The following is a 17,440-nucleotide window of genomic DNA, read 5'->3' on the forward strand; positions in this document are numbered from 1 at the left end:
GGGATGGCGCAAGCGGCCCCCTCACCCGGCCTCCGCTTTGCTCGGCCACCCTCTCCCCGAGGGGAGAGGAGGAGCGGCGACGGTGCGGCACTTCCCCTTCTCCCCAGCGGGGAGAAGGTGGCCCGAAGGGTCGGATGAGGGGGCCGTTTGCGCCAACCGATAAGAAAGACCAAACGCATGCTCGACGATAGCCGCGATACTCCCAACCGCCCATCCCCGGACGCTCTCCTCGAGCACGCCGAACGGGAAACCCGCGGCCGTCTGAAAATCTTCCTCGGCGCTGCCCCTGGTGTCGGCAAGACTTACGAAATGCTGATGTCCGGCCGCGCTCGCCGGGCAGATGGCCTGGACGTGGTGATCGGCGTCGTCGAAACCCACGGCCGCCGGGAAACCGAGGCGCTGGTCGACGGTTTCGAGATCATTCCCCGCAGGAAGATCGACTACCGCGGCCAGCAGCTTGACGAGATGGATATCGACGCCATCCTCGCCCGCCGCCCGAAACTGGTTCTGGTCGATGAGCTCGCCCATACCAACGCCGCCGGCAGCCGCCATCCGAAACGCTACATGGATGTGCAGGAAATTCTCTCCAATGGCATCGACGTCTATTCGACGCTCAACATCCAGCACATCGAAAGCCTGAACGACATCGTCGCGCAGATCACCAAGGTCCGGGTGCGCGAGACGGTGCCGGATACGATCATCGACCGCGCCGACGACGTGGAAATCATCGACATCACCCCGGACGACCTGATCAAGCGGCTGAACGACGGCAAGGTCTATGTGCCGACCACCGCCCGCCGAGCCGTCGAGAACTATTTTTCGCCCGGCAATCTCACGGCGCTGCGCGAGCTGGCGCTCCGCCGAACCGCCCAGCGGGTGGACGAACAGCTCCTGAACCACATGCAGGCGCATGCCATTTCCGGCCCATGGGCGGCCGGGGACCGCGTGCTAGTCTGCATCGACCACGGCCGCAATGGCGCGAGCCTCGTGCGGTATGCCCGCCGACAGGCCGATCGCCTGCGCGCGCCCTGGGCGGCACTGCATCTCGAAACGCCGCAGTCGGCCAATCTCTCCGATGAAGACAAGGACCGGCTCGCCGCCAACATGCGGCTTGCCCAAAGCCTCGGCGCCGAAACGGTGACACTTCCGGCCGTCCAGCCATCACGCGAGATCATCGCCTATGCAAACGCCAACAACTTCACCCATATCGTTGTCGGCCGGCCGGGCAAGCCACGCTGGCGGCAATGGTGGCAGGGTTCCGTCACCCACGACCTGATCCGGTATGCCGGCGATATCAGCGTCCACGTCATTTCCGGCGATACGAAAGAGGGCGAACCGCAGCGAGGGGTGAAAGCCGCGCTGCCGCCAAAGCCTTTTCGCCTCAAACCATATCTGCTCAGCGCCGCCTTCGTCGTGCTGGCAATCCTTGCCGGCGTGACGCTCGATCAGACGCTCGACGTGCAGAATCTGGCACTCGTTTTCCTCATGGCGGTACTGGCAGCATCCGTGCGCGGCGGTCTTGGGCCGGGCCTCTTCGCATCGTTGCTGGGCGCCCTGTCTTTCAACTTCTTCTTCCTCGAGCCGCGTTACACCTTCACCGTCCGCGATCCGGAAAGTGTCATCGCCCTCATGTTCTTTCTCGGCGTTGCGGTGATCGCATCCAACCTGACGGCAGCCGTGCAGCGCCAGGCCGCGGCGGCGCGACAAAGGGCGCGCACCACCGAAGACCTCTATCTTTTCTCCAAGAAACTCGCCGGCACCGGCACGCTGGACGACGTGCTCTGGGCAACCGCCTTCCAGATCGCCTCGATGCTGAAGGTCCGCGTTGTCATCCTGTTGCCGGAAGGCAATTCGATTGCGGTGAAGGCCGGTTACCCGCCGGACGATACTTTGGTCGACGCGGATATCGCCGCCGCCAAATGGGCCTGGGAGCATAATCGCCCCGCCGGCCGCGCCGCCGATACGCTGCCGGGCGCCAAACGTCTCTATCTGCCGCTGCGCACCGGCCGCGAGGCCGTCGGCGTCATCGGTCTCGACAACGACAAGCAGGGACCGCTTCTGACGCCGGAACAGCAGCGTCTGTTCGATGCGCTGGCGGATCAGGCGGCGCTTGCGATCGAACGCATCCAGCTGGTGTCCGATGTCGATAAGGCCAAGCTTGCCGCCGAGACGGATCGCTTGCGCACCGCACTTCTGACCTCCATCTCGCATGACCTGAAAACGCCGCTCGTCGCCATCATGGGGTCGGCCGGCACGCTGAAGGATTTCGGCTCGGATATTCCGGAGGAAGCCCGCAACGAACTGCTCGGCAGTGTCGTCGATGAATCCGAACGGCTGAACCGCTTCATCTCCAACCTTTTGGACATGACCCGCATCGGCTCCGGCGCCATGGAGCCGAATTACGCCTTCCACTTCGCAGGCGATATCGTCGGCACGGCGCTGTCGAGGACGGCGAAGATCACGGCTCATCACAAGGTCAAGGTCGGCATTCCGGCAGACCTGCCGATGCTCCGGGTCGATCCGGTTCTTTTCGAACAGGTGCTCTTCAACCTCATCGATAACGCCGCCAAATATGCGCCTGACGATACCGTCATTGATATAAGCGGCTGGCAAGATGGAGCCTCGATCCTTATCTCCATCATGGACGAAGGGCCGGGCATTCCGCTCGACGACCTCGAACGCATCTTCGACAGTTTCTACCGGGTGCGAAAAGGCGACCATGTGCGAGCCGGCACCGGCCTCGGGCTCTCCATCTGCCGTGGTTTTATCGAAGCCATGGGCGGCACGATCCGCGCCGCCAACCGTTCCGACCGCAACGGCGCGATCTTCACGATCCGCATGCCCTTTTCCGAAAACAAATTTGCGCCGGCCGAAATGCCCATCTTGGGAGAGCAAGAATGACCAATACCGCCGTCCGCATCCTGATCGTCGATGACGAGCCGCCGATCCGTAAATTGCTGCGCGTCGGCCTGTCGACGCAGGATTATGCCGTCAGCGAGGCGATGAATGCCAAGGTGGCGATCGAACTCGCCAATGCAGACAAGCCGGATCTCATCATCCTCGATCTCGGCCTGCCGGACATGTCCGGCCATGATCTATTGGCCAAATGGCGCGGCGAGGGGCTGACCCTGCCGATCGTCATCCTGTCCAGCCGCACCGATGAGGCGGGCATCGTCAAGGCACTGGAACTTGGCGCTGACGACTATGTGGCGAAGCCTTTCGGCATGAACGAACTCGTCGCCCGCATCCGCGTGGCACTGCGTCATCGGCTACAGGCCCAGGGCGAAAAGCCGATCTTCCAGACCGGCGATCTCTCTGTGGATCTCGTCAAGCGCATCGTCAAGGTTGGCGGCCGCGAAGTAAAACTGTCGCCGAAGGAATACGACATCCTGCGCATCCTTGTGCAGCATGCCGGCAAGGTGCTCACTCATCGTTTCCTGCTGGAACACGTCTGGGATGGCCTGACGGACGTGCAATACCTGCGCGTCTATGTCCGCCAGCTTCGCCAGAAGATCGAGGCGACACCTGACCAGCCACAATACATCCTGACCGAGACGGGCGTCGGCTACCGTCTGCAGGAAGGCCAGTAACGGCTTCCGTCATTCAAGAGAAATGCCATGAACCTCCGTGATTATCTCCCTCTGGAGAACATCGTGCTTGACGTGTCGGCGCCGTCTAAAACGGTGCTGCTCAAGAAGCTTTCTGCGCTCGCGGCCGAACGCCTGTTGTTAGGCGAGGCCGAAATCACCCGCGTGCTCACCAATCGCGAAAACCTGGGCTCAACCGGCATAGGCGCAGGTGTGGCCGTTCCGCATGCCAGCGTGAAAGGCCTCGACCGCCACTTCTGCCTGTTCGTACGGCTCGCGAAGCCGATTGACTTCGAAGCAGTGGATGAACAGCCCGTTGATCTCGTCTTCCTGCTGCTCAATCCGGAAAACCGCGCCGATCACCTGAACATCCTGTCCTGCATTGCGCGGCGCGTGCGGGAGGAACTGACGGCTGCCACCATCCGGAGTGCGGCGAGCCCGCAGGATATCTATGCGCAGCTTTGCCCGCAAATACGGGATGAAAATGAAGGCCTAAAAATTTAGGCGAACTTAAACGACTTTTCTCTAAACGTCTCTATGGCGGATCGTAACTCCTGAGCCGCCCTGTGTTGCGTCGGTTTGGGAGGGAAGGATGATCGGTGCTTTGAATGGTTCCTCGGTGCGCACTTTTGCGACCGTCGCCTTCGCCGTCTGCGGCTTTCTGGGATTGATCATCTGGGGCGAATATTCGAGCTGGCGATCGCAGGTCGTACGTATCGAGGCCGAGCTTGTCCAGACTTCCAAGGCGCTCGTGCAACATGCCGATGATACGATCGACATGTCCAAATTCCCGCTTTCGGCTTTGATGACCCAGATCGAGCAGGAGCGCGCAGATCCGAATCTCGCGGTCAAGATCGCCGCGACGATGAAGCGGCAGGTCGATACCACGTCATGGCTCGATACGCTTTCCGTCATGAGCGCCGACGGACGGATCGTTGCAACGTCGTCTCAAGTCCAGACACAGAATCTGAGCTTTGCGGATCGCGACTATTTCAAGTTTCACAAATCCTCGATCACCCGCCAGCCGGTATTGAGCAAGCCCGTCAAGAGCCGGATTTCCGGAGAGTGGATATTGCCGATCACCCAGCGGATCAGCAATCTGGACGGCAGTTTCGGCGGCATTGCCTTTGCGAGCATCACGGTCGCGGATTTCGTGAAATTCTTTGAGGCGTTCAGGATCGGAAACGAAGGTTCGTTTCAGCTGATCAGGAGCGATGGGATCATTCTCGCGCGCCAGCCTTTCGTCGAAAGCCTGATGGCGACGGATGTTTCCGGTTACGATCTTTTCAAGGTCCATCTCGCTCACGGCGAGGAAGGTTCCTACCACTATATCTCCCCGGTGGATGGGACGCAGCGCATCGGCGGCTTCTACCGGAGCCAGCACAGCGGTCTGGTCGGACTTGCGGCGGCGTCCCAGTCCGAGGCTCTCTCGGCATGGATGAGAGGCGCCCATCAGCGCTGGTTGTCCGGCATCGTCGTGGTGACAATCACCGGCATGCTGGCCTGGCGCTGGCGGCGGCAGGTCCTGCTGCGCCGCGCCGGTGAGGCTTTGCTTGTCGCCCGCGAGGCGGAATTCCGGCTGCTGGCGGAAGGGTCGAGCGATCTGATCCAGCGCTTCAACGGCCTTGGCGTGCGCGAATATCTGTCGCCGTCGTCCAAGGAAATCTTCGGCATCGACGCCGAGCATATGATCGGCACCAGCATCCTCGACAACCTGCATGAGGATGACCGGGAGGGCGTCATCCAGATGATGAATCGTCTTCGGTCCGGGTCATTGCGCGAAAACATGATCGTACGCCGCAAGCGGGCCGATGGAAAGCAGATCTGGCTGGAAACGACACTGAACCGGTTGCCGGGCGCGATTGCCGAAATCAAGGACATTCGCCTCGTTGCAGTGACGCGCGATGTCACGCGCCAGAAAAAGCTTCAGGAAGAACTCGATCAGCTCGCCAATACCGACGAACTGACACAGCTTGCCAATCGCCGTTCCTTCAACATCCATTTCGACGAGATGGTCGAACGGGCGACGATGCAGAAATTGCCGCTGTCGCTGTTGATGATCGATGCCGATCGCTTCAAGTTCTTCAACGATACCTACGGCCATGCGGCAGGCGACGACTGTCTCAAGGCGCTCGCGCAGGTCGCGCTTGGCTCCATTCGTCGCGCCAAGGACCTCGCCGCGCGTTATGGCGGCGAAGAGATCGCCATTCTCCTGCCGGATACGGATGTCACCGGCGCCGAGCGGGTTGCGCAGACGATCCGCCAGCGTGTCGCAAACCTCAAGCTGCCGCATGAGAAGAACATTCCCTGGGGGTATGTGACGATCAGCATCGGCACGGCGACGCTTCATTCGGACGAGGCGGGCCTGCTGACGGCATCCGAACTTTTTGACCGGGCCGATCATGCGCTCTATCAGGCCAAGAATGCCGGTCGCAATCAGGTGCTCGCCGCCGAAGACGAAGGTGTCATCGCCGCAATGATCACCGGCAGCCGTTCGGCCTGATCGACCGACGCTATCGAAAGGTCATCACTTTTGACAGGCGCCGAATTTGGCGCTTGACGTTGGCGTGGACGCTAATACTAAGGTCTACTTAGTAAACGACGGCCATTGGAGCAGCTTGCGCAGGCTCACAAGCGTCCCAGACCGCCAAACGTCCATTCTATTGCGCGCCCCGCGGCGTTTCCTGGTGAATTCCATGACCCATCCCCGCTCGAACCGGGCGCTCGTCATTGTTGCCGTAATGGCAAGCATGGCGATGATCGCCATCGAAGCGACCATCGTTTCGACGGCCATGCCGCAGATTGCGGCGCAGCTCGGCCAGCTCAACCTCTATAGCTGGGTCTTTTCGTCCTTCCTTCTCGCCCAGACGGCACTGACGGTGCTGTTCGGCAAGCTTTCCGACATTTATGGCCGCAAGCCGATCATTCTGGTAGGCACGGCGATCTTCCTGGTCGCCTCCATCCTTGCCGGTTTTGCCTGGTCCATGCCATCGATGATCGCCTTCCGCCTGTTGCAGGGCGTTGGCGCCGGTGCAATCCAGCCGGTGATCATGACCGTCGTCGCCGACCTCTATCCCGGTGCCGAACGCGGCAAGGTGCAGGGGTATCTCGCCAGCGTCTGGGCACTGTCGGCGGTCGTCGGCCCGCTGCTCGGCAGTATCATCGTCCACAGCCTGCCCTGGGCCTGGGTCTTCTGGATCAACGTGCCGATCGGCATTGCCTCTTCGCTCGGCTTCATCTTGTTCCTGCACGAGGAAAAACGCTCGCGCACGGTCTCCATCGATTTCCTGGGCGCCGGCCTCTTCACCATCGCCATTTCTTCGCTGATGGTGGCGTTGACCGAAGCCGAGGGCAAATCCCTCTATATGACCTTGTCGATGGTGATCTTTGCCACGAGCTTCGTCCTGTTCATATGGCAGGAACGCCGCGCCGAAGCGCCGATGATCTCGCTCGATCTGTGGCTCAAACGGCCGATCGCTGCCGCCAACACGGCCGTCTTCCTGTCCGCCATGGCGATCATGGGCCTCACCACCTTCCTGCCCATGTACGTGCAGACGGTGTTGAACCGTTCGCCGCTGGTGGCTGGTTTTGCCCTCACCATGCTTCTGGTCGGCTGGCCGAGCGGCGGCACGGTCGCGTCGAGGCTTTTCCCGCGCTTCGGCCTGCGCCCGCTGATGCTGGTCGGCAGCGTCTTCGTACCCGCCGGCGCCTTCCTCCTGGTGCTCCTGACGCCGGGCAGCTCGCCGGTTCAGGCCGGGCTGGGCTCGCTCATCATGGGCTTCGGCATGGGCCTCCTCAATATCTCCGGCCTCGTCATCATCCAGGAAAATGTCGGCTGGTCGGAGCGAGGCAGCGCCACGGCCTCCAACGTCTTTTCCCGAAACCTTGGCAGCACGCTGGGCGCCACGTTGCTCGGCGCCGTTCTGAGCTACAGTCTTGCCCATACAGCCGGCGTCGGGCCGATTACTTCGGATCAGCTGCGCGACCTTCTGCAGGGGACCGGCGTGGGACTGGCCGAGGACTCGCCTGTCCGTTTCGCGCTCCAGCACGCCCTGCACCTGACCTTTATCGCCATGTTCGTGATTTCCGCGCTGATCGTCATTGCCTGTCTCAGTGTACCAAGCAAGCTGCACCGGGAAGCGGCGCAGGAAAGCTGATTTCTATCGAAAACGAGGGAAAAGGAGAAACCTATGTCTGATCTCAATGCAGCTAAATCCGGCACCTTCAAGATCGGCGGGGAGCTTCAGGTGACCCGCCTGGGTTTCGGCGCCATGCGCATCACCGGCAAGGGCATCTGGGGCGAGCCGGCCGATCGCCACGAGGCGCTCCGCACCCTGAAGCGGGTACCGGAACTCGGCATCGATTTCATCGATACGGCCGATTCCTACGGTCCCGATGTCTCCGAGGAGTTGATCCGCGAAGCCCTGCATCCATATGGCAAGACCGTCATCGCCACCAAGGGCGGTCTGACCCGCACTGGTCCGGATCGCTGGATTCCAGTTGGCCGTCCCGAATATCTCATCCAGCAGGCCCACAAGAGCCTGCGCCAGCTCGGTGTCGACCGGATCGACCTCTGGCAGCTGCACCGTATCGATCCGAAAGTGCCGGCCGCCGAACAGTTCGACGCGGTGAAGTCGCTGATCGATGCCGGAATCATCCGGTTCGCGGGCCTGAGCGAAGTCTCGGTTGCGCAGATCGAGGAGGCCTCGAAATATTTCCCGGTTGCCACCGTGCAGAACCAATACAATCTGGTCGATCGCAAGAGCGAGGCGGTGCTCGCCTATTGTGAAAAACACGATATCGGCTTCATTCCGTGGCATCCGCTGGCCGCCGGCAATCTTGCCAAGCCCGGCTCGGTTCTCGATACCATCGCCCACAAGCACAATGCGGCACCGAGCCAGATTGCGCTTGCCTGGGTTCTGAAGCGCAGCCCGGTCATGCTGCCCATCCCCGGCACGTCTAAGGTGAAGCATCTCGAAGAAAACGTCGCCGGCGTGAATATCGATCTCTCCGAAGAGGACTTTGCAGCGCTCGACGCCGCCGGCCGCGTATGACGGTCATCCGAATTGCTGCGGCTCTCGTGCTGCGCACCGATGGCGATACGCTTCTGGTGCGCAAGCATGGAGCCGTGGCCTTCATGCAGCCGGGCGGTAAGATAGAACCGGGTGAGGAGCCGGAAACAGCGCTGCTTCGGGAATTACAAGAAGAGATCGGCTTGCAGCTGACGCCGGAAGAGCTGAGGCCCTTCGGGCATTTCGAGGCCCCGGCGGCCAACGAGCCGGATCATATCGTCACGGCTGATGTTTTCATCGTTGAAATCGGCGACATACCGGTCGCCCACGCGGCGGAGATCGCGGAAATCCGCTGGATATCGCCGAAAGCCCCCGGCGATATCATTCTGGCGGAACTCACCGGCCGGCATATCCTGCCGGCTTGGTTACATTTAAAAGAAGACGATTAGTTGCCGAGCCCGGCTTCCGCGACAAGCACCGGCTTTTCCCGATACTCGTTCGGGAAGATGCCCTTGAGGTTCTCGATCTTCGGCAGGTCGTTATAGACGATGTAGGGATAGGTCGGATTATTGGTCAGGAAGTCCTGATGATAACCCTCGGCCGGGTAAAAGGCCTTGCCCGGCTCGATCGTCGTGACGATCTTTTCCTTGTAGACCTTTGCCTTGTCGAGCTGGTCAATATAGGCCTTGGCGATCTTGCCCTGATCCTCGTTGGTCGGGAAAACTGCAGAACGATACTGAGTGCCGACATCCGGACCCTGGCGGTTTAGCTCTGTCGGATTGTGCGCCACGGAGAAATAGATCTGCAGCAGGCGGCCATAGGTGACCTTTTTCGGATCGTAGCTCACCTTGACCGATTCCGCATGGCCGGTCTTGCCGTAGCCGACTTGCTCGTACTGGGCGGTATCCTTGGCGCCGCCCGCATAACCGGACACGGCATTCTTGACGCCTTCGACATGCTGGAACACGCCCTGCACACCCCAGAAACAGCCGCCGGCAAAAACCGCGGTTTCGGTCGCAGCGGAGCCGGGCTTTTCGTCGACGGTCGGAGCGGGAATGACGATCCCCTCTTCGGCGGCCGCTGCGGATGCGCCGAGAACAATGCCTGCGACCGCGAAGAGCGCGGACAGGGTGGAAGAAGTCTTGTTGGAAAATCGCATGGTGGTCTCCTCAACCGGATAGCGAAATGACGATGGGGCCGGGCCTTTTCAGGCGGAAACCGGCCGGAATTTCATGGCAATGCCGTTCATGCAATAGCGCAGGCCGGTCGGCTTCGGTCCGTCATCGAACACATGACCCAGATGCCCGCCGCAACGGCTGCAGAACACCGCGTCGCGAACCATGCCGACCGACGTGTCGCGAAACGTTCCGACGGCATTCTCGATCGGCGCCCAGAAGCTCGGCCAGCCGGTGCCGCTCTCGAACTTTGTGTTCGATGCAAACAGGTCCTGATCGCAGCCGACGCAGCCGAACACGCCCTTGCGGTGCTCGTTGAGCAGCACGCTGGTGCCCGGATATTCGGTGCCTTCTTCGCGCAGGATATTATACTGCTCCGCCGTCAGCAGCTTGCGCCACTCGTCATCGGTATGCGTGACGGCGAATTTGCGTGCCGGCATCGCCGCCCGCGTCGCCGAAGCAAGGGAAAATGCCGCAGCGGCAAGTGTGCTGCCGGCCAGAAATAAACGTCTGCTCAACATGATCGGACCTCCATGTCCATGATCTGCTCTTTTGCATGATTACGGAAGATGGAGGAACTTGGTTACACACATCGACACGATACACGGGAACGTGATCTTAGCTGCTGTTCTTCAGATCAGAACTGTGAGGCGTAGGCGCTATCAAATGATGAACAACAGGCCTTCAGTCCTGTCTTAACCACGGCGAGATCGAGCGCCGCGCCAAAAAGTGAAAAAGCACAGTCCCATAAAAAGGGTTGCTGTCGAGGTGATGATCAGGAATGGCAAATCCAGGCCGTCCATCCCACTTTGATCATAGAAGCCTTCCCGAAATAATATGATGATATGCGCAATCGGATTGCTTAAAATATACCCTTTCATGGGATCCGGCATGCTATTTGGCAGATAAACAACTCCGGAAAGAAGTAGCAATGGACGAGTTACGATAGAGTATACCTTTTGATATAGCGGGTAGCTGTCGAATAGCACGATATTGCAGGATGCGATGCCAAACGCAAATATCCAGGCCAAGCCAATCGCTTCCAGTATCGGCGCCCAATTGAGTGTTACCGAATAGCGATCCGTCAAAATCTCGGCGCCGATAATAACGCCTGTGACAACCACGGACGTTGCGCCCTGTAGAATGAAGCGGGCGACAACCGCGTCTACCGGAGCGACCACCGGATAGGCCAGAAGGTTCCTGTTGGAGCTGATTGCCGAACTGAGGTACCCCTCCATAGCTTTGAAAAAGTTATAGCCGAGATAGCCTGTGGAATAAAAGAGCGCGAAGCTTTCCCCCACGGCCGGCACTTTACCAAAAACGCCCATGATTTGTGACATGATGGCAATGAACGCGACTGGCTCGATAAGCGCCCAGATATAACCGCCGGGGTTTTTGCCATAGCGCGTTGCGATTTCGCGCATGACGAATGCGACAACGATGCGAAAATGCGAACTGATATTGTACACGATATAATTCCAACGCAGGGCTTTTTTACAAGACCGGCAAACGCGTGAAAAGAGCGTTTTAGCCAAGTTTCCATTAACTTTAAGCAATGAAGCTCACGTGGGCGGAAAGCCCCGCAGTGTTTGGAGGCAAACTATATTCTTGGCTGAAAATTAGGGATTTCGCTAGGGAACCTGAACGATAATCCAACTTTGTTAAGTGCCTTGATTATGCGTAAGGTATTGCTATTTAATAGCTTATTCTTCTAGAGGTTGCCCGAATCTACATCCCGTCAGATCTAAGAGATCACTTCCCGAGTGAGGACAAAAAAGTTTTGTTGCAAACCAAGGATGAAGCTGTCGCAATGCGGCGGCTCAACTTCGAACTCCAGAAATGGGACGCCGAGTTTGCAGACATCCGCGCTCGTCGCCATCTCACCGACGAGGATAGGGCAGTGGCCGTCTGGGAGCATTATGAAGCGCGGCTACTTTCGCTCTCAGCTATCATTTGACTTCAACGAAGAGACGGTCTGAACCGAACGCGCCCTATCATCAGATGCTGTCAAGCAATCACAAAATCCGCATACGTCAGCCCGAGACCAACCGAGATGGTAGCGAACTGCACGGCGGCAACACCGCCCGCCTTATTGCCATCCAGGTCGTAGAACACGGCACCGCTGTCGGTGTCGTAGAGGATGCGGTCGCTGCCGTCATGCGCCGTGCCGGCAGCGCTCGCCCAGAACGAGTCTTGGCCCAGAGCACCGAGATTTCCGGCCGCGCTGAAGATAGCCTTCTTCAGTTCGATCGTGTCAGCCGCCACATTATAGTCTCCAATCCTGTCGATGCCCTGGCTGGGGGCGGAGGAGAAGACGAACGTGTCGGCTCCGCCGCGCCCGTTCAGCGTATCAGCTCCGCCCTTGCCGTCGATCCGATTGACGCCGTCATTGCCGATTACCGACTGGGCGAAATCGTTACCGGTCAAGTTGAGCGCAGTCGTGCCACTGCCATCGCCGGTGGCCAGCAATTCCACTTGCGCTGCCGCTGTCAGCACATAGGAAATCTTGTTAACGTAGACAGCATCGGCCGTGCCGCCACCGGCAATTTCGACGATGCTATCGCCGGCATTATCGACGACATAGCTGTCGTTGCCAGCGCGACCATTCATCGTGTCGGCCCCACCCTTGCCGTCAAGGCGGTTGACGCCGTTATTGCCAATGATTGACTGGGCGAAATCGTTGCCCGTGAGGTTCAGCGCCGTCGTGCCGCCGCCGTCGCCGGTGGCCAGCAGTTCGATCTCCGCACCGGCCGTCAATGCATACGAGACATTGTTGACATAGGCTGCGTCTGCGGTTCCGCCGCCGACACCCTCGACGATTTTATCGGCGGCATTATCGACGACATAGATATCGTTGCCGCCAAGGCCGCTCATCGTATCGGCGCCGGCCTTGCCGTCGATCCGGTTGGAGGCGTCATTGCCAGTAATGGTGTTGGCAAGGCCATTGCCCGTGCCGCTGATGTCGCCTGTGCCCGTCAGCGTCAGTTTCTCGAAATTATCGCCGAGCGTCCAGGAGATGCTTGCTTGAACGGTATCGGTGCCTTGGTTGGCGAGTTCGACCAGAGTGTCCTGATCATTAACGATATAGATATCGTTGCCCTCTTCGCCATATAAGAAGTCGCCTTCGGTGCCGCCATCAAGCCGGTCACCGTCTTTCCCGCCACGCAGAATATCGACACCCGACTCTCCGCTCAGGTCATCGCCACCAGCTCCCCCGAAAAGTCGATCCGAACCAGCTCCTCCATAGATCCTATCTGCGCCAAAGCCGCCAAATATCTGGTCATTGTCAGCATCGCCGTAAAGTCTGTCCTCTCCCAGACCGCCCCAAATCACATCGTCTCCCGCTTTGCCAAACACGACGTCATTGCCGCTTCCGCCCCAGATGCGATTGGCGGTCGTATTTCCATTGACGTAATCAGCGCCGTAGCCAGCAATGGCATCTATGCCTTGGCCTATTTGAATAACATCGTTCAACTGGTCTGTAATAATTCGTTCATTAGCCGCACCAGTGTAGTCTCCGGACGCGTATTTATCGACGCCGGAAAGTGTCGTCATGGAGATACTGGCTCCGCCAGGAAGTCCAGAAATATCCGCTAACTGTATATAGAAAACTCCACCGTCTCCGGCATTTAGTTGAAAAGTCTGGGAAATTGAGACCGCTTCAATCAAATTCCCAGAGGCATCGAAGAGGTTCGCCGTCGCGGAATTGCTGTAATCTCCGACTTTGGACATATACATTTTGTATGTGACGCCGGCGATAGCTTCAAATTTGAACCAGAGGGATCCGTCAAATTCAGTAATCTCTCCACTACCTTCCGCAGACGCATGGGCAGTGTCCCATTCGAATTCTGTAAGTTCTGATGCTGAAGGCAAAGTGACCATTGCTGTCTCCATGAGTTAAGCGAGAACTGATTGCGAAAGATTGCATGGAATAACCGCGCGGTCACTCCCTTGAAGTCAAAGTGTACCCGGGCGATTCATCACTTAATATGTCACATTCTACTCAATCTCGGACCCGCGCAGCACGTTTTCTACTGCGGGTGGCCGCTTCGATGGGAAGTGTCACGCAACCGTGAAACGCGCGCCACATAAAGCGCAGCCGAAGAAGCACTTGAGACAACGACTTGAGCTTTCCTATATGGTTGCCGGTCGCATGTCAGATCCGCAACACGACGCAACATGAAAAGCGTTCTTTTTTGGAAGCGCTTTCGGTCTAAGCATCTGTATTGTCTAGGAAATTTGGCTGGGGAACCTGGATTCTCACATGATTTCAATGGCTTAGTTTAAAAGCCTTGAAATTCCCTCTGTTTTCCAATCGCGAGCGACCGTGGATGCCACCTTTGTGCCCTGGCTTTGGGCATCAGTCAACTGTACGGTCTAACGGTAATAATTTCCGCTTTCGGGCCTCAAGTTTGCGGTGAGGCAGCCACAGATCGCCCGGCAGCTTTGCGCCCGCATGTCGGCCGTAGAAGTCACCGCGCCCAGCTTCTAAAAGCAGACTTACCTGAGGCGAGCTATCATCCAATTTCTACCTTTTGCGCGCTCTTCGGGCCCTGCGGAGTTCGTCCTCAGTTCCGTGATCTCACGCTTTGGGTTCGGCCTTGAGGGCTGGGACGTCACGCAATATGTGCGTCATGAAGTCGATGAAGGCACGCGCCTTCTGGGGTAGAGGACCGCCGCCCACATAGATCGCATGAATGAGCTCAAGGTCGTTAGGGTTGAATTCCTCCAGGAGAGGGACAAGCCGACCAGCTTCTAAATCGTCTGCAACATGAAACAAACCGAGCCTGGCGATCCCCGTGCCCGCCAGCACCATCTGCTTCATCGTTTCCCCGTTATTGACTATAAGGCTTCCCGCGACCGGTTGCTGGTGGTCGCGCCTATCAAGCAGGAACGGCCAGGAAGGCCGTGACCGCCGGAAATTAAAGGTCAGGCAGTCATGATGCTGAAGATCCGCAGGTGTTTCTGGGGGGCCATGGCGCTCTATGTATGATGGGGCAGCGCATACAACGCGGCGGCTTTGGCCGAGCTTGCGGGCGACAAGGCCACTATCCGGCAGATCTCCCATACGGATAGCCACGTCCGTTTTCTCGGCAACAAGATCGACGATACCATCGGTGAAGCTCAGATCAACAATGAGGCTTGGGTTGCCCTTTAGGAACTGAGGCATCGCAGGGGCTACGAACATGGTGCCAAAGGGAATCGTGGTATTGACCCGTAGCCGGCCCCGAATTGCGCCTCCGGATGCTGCCTCTTCGGCATCGGCCAGATCCTGTAGGATCCGCAGTGCCGCATGATGGTAGGCTTGTCCTTCCTCTGTAAGGGCAAGAGCGCGCGTCGTGCGCATCAGTAGCCGCGCGCCGAGCCTCGTCTCGAGGCGGCCTATGAGCTTGCTCACGGCGGAGGGCGTGATGTCGAGGCTGCGTGCGGCAGCCGAAAAGCCTCCCTCATGGACCACCCTTACGAATACTTCCATTTCCCCAGAACGGTCCATCAGGATCTGCGGCATTGATGATCTCCACTCACAGGTGCTTGTCTGTGTAAGGCAATAGTAGCTGGTAGAGCCTGATCATAAATTTCCCTCCGAAACAACGATCGGAGATTGATCATGGACCTGCAACTGAACGACAAGACTGCGCTGGTGACTGGCGGCACTGCCGGTATCGGCCTCGCGATCGCTAAGGCGATGGCATCCGAGGGTGCGCGCGTCATAATCACTGGCCGAGACCAGGATAAGCTGGATGCGGCCGTCGCCGCGATATCGGCATCTGGAGCTTCGTCGATAGAAGGGCTTCTCGCCGACGCCGCAACCGCAGAAGGAGCCTCGACGATCGCCCAGGCGGCACCGTCGGTCGACATCCTGGTGAACAACCTCGGCATCTACGAAAGCAAGGCCTTCGAGCAAATCGACGACGCTGACTGGTACAAGCTCTTCGAGGTGAACGTGATGAGTGGCGTACGCCTATCGCGCACTTACCTTCCAGCGATGATCGAGCGCAACTGGGGCCGCGTGATCTTCATCGCGAGCGAAGCTGGTTTGGCGATACCGTCTGACATGATCCACTACGGAATGACGAAGACAGCCCAACTTTCCGTTTCACGCGGCCTCGCGCAACTCACACGCGGCACCAATGTCACCGTAAACTCTGTTCTGCCTGGTCCTACGCGGTCCGAAGGGATCGAAGCCTTCCTGCGCAGTCAGGCTGCGGATTCATCAGCACCGATGAAGCAGATCGAAAGCCAGTTCTTCGCCACCGCCCGTTCCGCATCGATTCTTCAGCGAATGGTCGAGGCAGAGGAGGTCGCCAGTCTCGTGACCTACCTCGCAAGTCCCCGCTCATCCGCCACCAATGGTGCCGCGCTGCGCGCCGAAGGCGGCCTCGTGAATACCATCGCCTAAGGGATCAAACATGTCAGAATCTGCGATCACCATCATTGCAATCACGACCGCCAAGCTGGGCAAGGAGGCCGCTCTTCGCGCCGCACAGGAAGATCTGGTCAAAGAGACGCTGCTGGAGGACGGGTGCTTGCGCTACGAGCTTCACAAATCGCTCGACGACGACCGCGTCCGCATCTTCGTCGAGACCTGGGAAAGCGAGTCGAAGTGGCATGCTCACATGGAAGGCGACGCCATGAGGCGCTTCCAGGCCAAAGGTGTCGGCGCCTTCTTCGCCGACTTCGCGCTCCACCGACTGACCAAGATCGCCGGCTAAACCACCTTCCAAAGGACCTCATCATGAAGAAAACACTGCTCTCGCTCGCGCTTGCAATCAGTTTCGGTCTCGGCGCAGCAACCGCTCACGCCAAGGATGTGCTCGTCGTCCTATCCAGTTCCGATCATCTCGAACTAAAGGACGGCAAGATCTACAAGACCGGCTTCTATCTCAACGAACTGATGCAGCCTGTGCAGGCGCTTCAGAAGGCGGGTCACAAGTTGACCTTCGTCACGCCCGACGGACGCGCGCCTTCCTTCGACAGGGCGTCGATCGACAAGGCATACTTCGGTGGAGATCAGACTGCCGTTGTTGAAGCGCAGAGACAGCTTGATCACCTGGGCCTGCTGTCGCCGGATACCTCTCCGGTCGTGAGTCTTGCAAGGGTGGAGCAGATCGGCCTCGATCAGTTCGACGCCGTCTATGTTCCAGGGGGTCATGCTCCGATGCAGGACCTCCTTCACGATCAGCGCCTAGGGCGCGTGCTCAATCACTTCCACAAGACGGGGAAGCCGACTGCTTTGGACTGCCACGGGCCGATCGCCCTCCTGTCTTCTCTCAAGGATCCAGAAGTGTTCACGTCTGGCCTCGTTACGGGCGAGAGGGTGGCGTCGTCACAGGACTGGATCTATTCCGGCTACAAGATGACCGCCTTCAGCAACCGGGAGGAAGAGATGGCCAAGAGTATGTTCGGCGGCGAGATGAAATTCTACCCACAGGACGCTCTCGTGCGCGCAGGAGGAACATACAGCCAGGCTTCGGACGCTTTCGCTCCTCACGTGGTCATAGATCGGGAGCTCATCACAGGACAAAATCCCGCGTCGGCCCTTATGGTTGCCAAGGAGCTTTTAAAGCGACTGAAGTAAGCGGCTGATGGAAAGGCCTGCGGTAATTTCATTGACCGCTGAAGCGTTGTTTTGCTGCCTCCGAAACTGTGTGGAGCGTCAGAGTTT

Annotated in this window: 16 protein-coding genes and 1 pseudogene; 11 read left to right on the forward strand and 6 right to left on the reverse strand. The window is 58.7% G+C overall.

What is annotated here, in order from left to right:
* Window positions 1-14: 14 nt before the first annotated feature.
* Window positions 15-156 (reverse strand): annotated as a pseudogene (locus KX729_RS34825) (endonuclease domain-containing protein); the annotation flags it as partial.
* A gap of 21 nt (window positions 157-177) precedes the next feature.
* Here KX729_RS34825 and KX729_RS05080 point away from each other — a divergent pair.
* The 7 genes from KX729_RS05080 (at window position 178) to KX729_RS05110 (ending at window position 9,048) form a co-directional block, all read left to right on the forward strand.
* Window positions 178-2,901 (forward strand): DUF4118 domain-containing protein, encoded by a 2,724-nt coding sequence (locus tag KX729_RS05080; protein WP_219741357.1) that lies wholly within the window; start codon window positions 178-180, stop codon window positions 2,899-2,901.
* Complete coding sequence (locus tag KX729_RS05085) at window positions 2,898-3,590, forward strand: response regulator transcription factor (RefSeq protein ID WP_219741358.1); 693 nt, start codon at window positions 2,898-2,900, stop codon at window positions 3,588-3,590. Before KX729_RS05080 ends, KX729_RS05085 begins: the two co-directional genes overlap by 4 nt.
* 27 nt (window positions 3,591-3,617) lie before the next feature.
* On the forward strand, window positions 3,618-4,091 hold the full coding sequence (locus KX729_RS05090; protein ID WP_219741359.1) for a PTS sugar transporter subunit IIA: 474 nt from the start codon (window positions 3,618-3,620) through the stop codon (window positions 4,089-4,091).
* A gap of 88 nt (window positions 4,092-4,179) precedes the next feature.
* Complete coding sequence (locus KX729_RS05095) at window positions 4,180-6,090, forward strand: sensor domain-containing diguanylate cyclase (RefSeq protein WP_219741360.1); 1,911 nt, start codon at window positions 4,180-4,182, stop codon at window positions 6,088-6,090.
* Window positions 6,091-6,283: 193 nt separating this feature from the next.
* Window positions 6,284-7,744: an MDR family MFS transporter gene (locus KX729_RS05100; RefSeq protein ID WP_219741361.1), complete on the forward strand. Its 1,461-nt coding sequence runs from the start codon at window positions 6,284-6,286 to the stop codon at window positions 7,742-7,744.
* Between the two features lie 33 nt (window positions 7,745-7,777).
* Window positions 7,778-8,641, forward strand: a complete 864-nt coding sequence (locus tag KX729_RS05105; RefSeq protein ID WP_219741362.1) for an aldo/keto reductase — start codon at window positions 7,778-7,780, stop codon at window positions 8,639-8,641.
* A complete protein-coding gene (locus tag KX729_RS05110) occupies window positions 8,638-9,048 on the forward strand; it encodes an NUDIX hydrolase (protein ID WP_219741363.1) in 411 nt (136 codons plus the stop codon). The genes KX729_RS05105 and KX729_RS05110 overlap by 4 nt, the downstream gene beginning before the upstream one ends.
* Here the strand turns inward: KX729_RS05110 and msrA are convergent.
* The 3 genes from msrA to KX729_RS05125 all read right to left on the reverse strand — a co-directional run bounded on the left by msrA (window position 9,045) and on the right by KX729_RS05125 (window position 11,243).
* Window positions 9,045-9,758, reverse strand: a complete 714-nt coding sequence (gene msrA, locus KX729_RS05115; RefSeq protein ID WP_219741364.1) for a peptide-methionine (S)-S-oxide reductase MsrA — start codon at window positions 9,756-9,758, stop codon at window positions 9,045-9,047. The two genes, KX729_RS05110 and msrA, sit on opposite strands and share 4 nt — an antisense overlap.
* Window positions 9,759-9,806: 48 nt before the next feature.
* A complete protein-coding gene (msrB, locus tag KX729_RS05120) occupies window positions 9,807-10,295 on the reverse strand; it encodes a peptide-methionine (R)-S-oxide reductase MsrB (protein WP_219741365.1) in 489 nt (162 codons plus the stop codon).
* A 174-nt stretch (window positions 10,296-10,469) separates the two neighbouring features.
* Window positions 10,470-11,243, reverse strand: coding sequence for an ABC transporter permease (locus tag KX729_RS05125; protein ID WP_219741366.1), 774 nt, complete (start codon window positions 11,241-11,243; stop codon window positions 10,470-10,472).
* Between the two features lie 263 nt (window positions 11,244-11,506).
* On the opposite strand from KX729_RS05125, the gene KX729_RS05130 reads away from it, so the two are divergent.
* Window positions 11,507-11,731, forward strand: a complete 225-nt coding sequence (locus KX729_RS05130; RefSeq protein ID WP_312990563.1) for a DUF6538 domain-containing protein — start codon at window positions 11,507-11,509, stop codon at window positions 11,729-11,731.
* 50 nt (window positions 11,732-11,781) lie between these two features.
* Here the strand turns inward: KX729_RS05130 and KX729_RS05135 are convergent, their stop codons facing one another.
* The gene (locus KX729_RS05135) at window positions 11,782-13,656 is read right to left on the reverse strand and encodes a calcium-binding protein (protein ID WP_219741368.1); all 1,875 of its coding nucleotides are present in this window, start codon (window positions 13,654-13,656) and stop codon (window positions 11,782-11,784) included.
* A 700-nt stretch (window positions 13,657-14,356) separates the two neighbouring features.
* Entirely contained in the window at window positions 14,357-15,283 is a 927-nt protein-coding gene (locus tag KX729_RS05140) for a LysR family transcriptional regulator (protein WP_219741369.1), read from the reverse strand.
* 99 nt (window positions 15,284-15,382) lie between these two features.
* Between KX729_RS05140 and KX729_RS05145 the strand changes: the two genes are divergently transcribed.
* The 3 genes from KX729_RS05145 to KX729_RS05155 are packed head-to-tail and all read left to right on the forward strand — an operon-like array spanning window position 15,383 to window position 17,353.
* Complete coding sequence (locus tag KX729_RS05145) at window positions 15,383-16,174, forward strand: SDR family NAD(P)-dependent oxidoreductase (RefSeq protein WP_219741370.1); 792 nt, start codon at window positions 15,383-15,385, stop codon at window positions 16,172-16,174.
* 10 nt (window positions 16,175-16,184) lie between these two features.
* A complete protein-coding gene (locus tag KX729_RS05150) occupies window positions 16,185-16,487 on the forward strand; it encodes a putative quinol monooxygenase (protein ID WP_219741371.1) in 303 nt (100 codons plus the stop codon).
* A 23-nt stretch (window positions 16,488-16,510) separates the two neighbouring features.
* The gene (locus KX729_RS05155; RefSeq protein WP_219741372.1) at window positions 16,511-17,353 is read left to right on the forward strand and encodes a type 1 glutamine amidotransferase domain-containing protein; all 843 of its coding nucleotides are present in this window, start codon (window positions 16,511-16,513) and stop codon (window positions 17,351-17,353) included.
* Window positions 17,354-17,440 lie beyond the last annotated feature (87 nt).

Source organism: Neorhizobium populisoli (assembly GCF_019430945.1).
GTDB classification, from domain to species: Bacteria; Pseudomonadota; Alphaproteobacteria; order Rhizobiales; family Rhizobiaceae; genus Neorhizobium; species Neorhizobium populisoli.

What these genes read in the sequence shown, in the direction of transcription:
- KX729_RS05080 (WP_219741357.1), top strand. Translation starts at nt 178, where the DNA reads ATGCTCGACGATAGCCGCGATACTCCCAACCGCCCATCCCCGGACGCT.
- KX729_RS05085 (WP_219741358.1), top strand. Translation starts at nt 2,898, where the DNA reads ATGACCAATACCGCCGTCCGCATCCTGATCGTCGATGACGAGCCGCCG.
- KX729_RS05090 (WP_219741359.1), top strand. Translation starts at nt 3,618, where the DNA reads ATGAACCTCCGTGATTATCTCCCTCTGGAGAACATCGTGCTTGACGTG.
- KX729_RS05095 (WP_219741360.1), top strand. Translation starts at nt 4,180, where the DNA reads ATGATCGGTGCTTTGAATGGTTCCTCGGTGCGCACTTTTGCGACCGTC.
- KX729_RS05100 (WP_219741361.1), top strand. Translation starts at nt 6,284, where the DNA reads ATGACCCATCCCCGCTCGAACCGGGCGCTCGTCATTGTTGCCGTAATG.
- KX729_RS05105 (WP_219741362.1), top strand. Translation starts at nt 7,778, where the DNA reads ATGTCTGATCTCAATGCAGCTAAATCCGGCACCTTCAAGATCGGCGGG.
- KX729_RS05110 (WP_219741363.1), top strand. Translation starts at nt 8,638, where the DNA reads ATGACGGTCATCCGAATTGCTGCGGCTCTCGTGCTGCGCACCGATGGC.
- msrA (WP_219741364.1), bottom strand. Translation starts at nt 9,758, where the DNA reads ATGCGATTTTCCAACAAGACTTCTTCCACCCTGTCCGCGCTCTTCGCG.
- msrB (WP_219741365.1), bottom strand. Translation starts at nt 10,295, where the DNA reads ATGTTGAGCAGACGTTTATTTCTGGCCGGCAGCACACTTGCCGCTGCG.
- KX729_RS05135 (WP_219741368.1), bottom strand. Translation starts at nt 13,656, where the DNA reads ATGGTCACTTTGCCTTCAGCATCAGAACTTACAGAATTCGAATGGGAC.
- KX729_RS05140 (WP_219741369.1), bottom strand. Translation starts at nt 15,283, where the DNA reads ATGCCGCAGATCCTGATGGACCGTTCTGGGGAAATGGAAGTATTCGTA.
- KX729_RS05145 (WP_219741370.1), top strand. Translation starts at nt 15,383, where the DNA reads ATGGACCTGCAACTGAACGACAAGACTGCGCTGGTGACTGGCGGCACT.
- KX729_RS05150 (WP_219741371.1), top strand. Translation starts at nt 16,185, where the DNA reads ATGTCAGAATCTGCGATCACCATCATTGCAATCACGACCGCCAAGCTG.
- KX729_RS05155 (WP_219741372.1), top strand. Translation starts at nt 16,511, where the DNA reads ATGAAGAAAACACTGCTCTCGCTCGCGCTTGCAATCAGTTTCGGTCTC.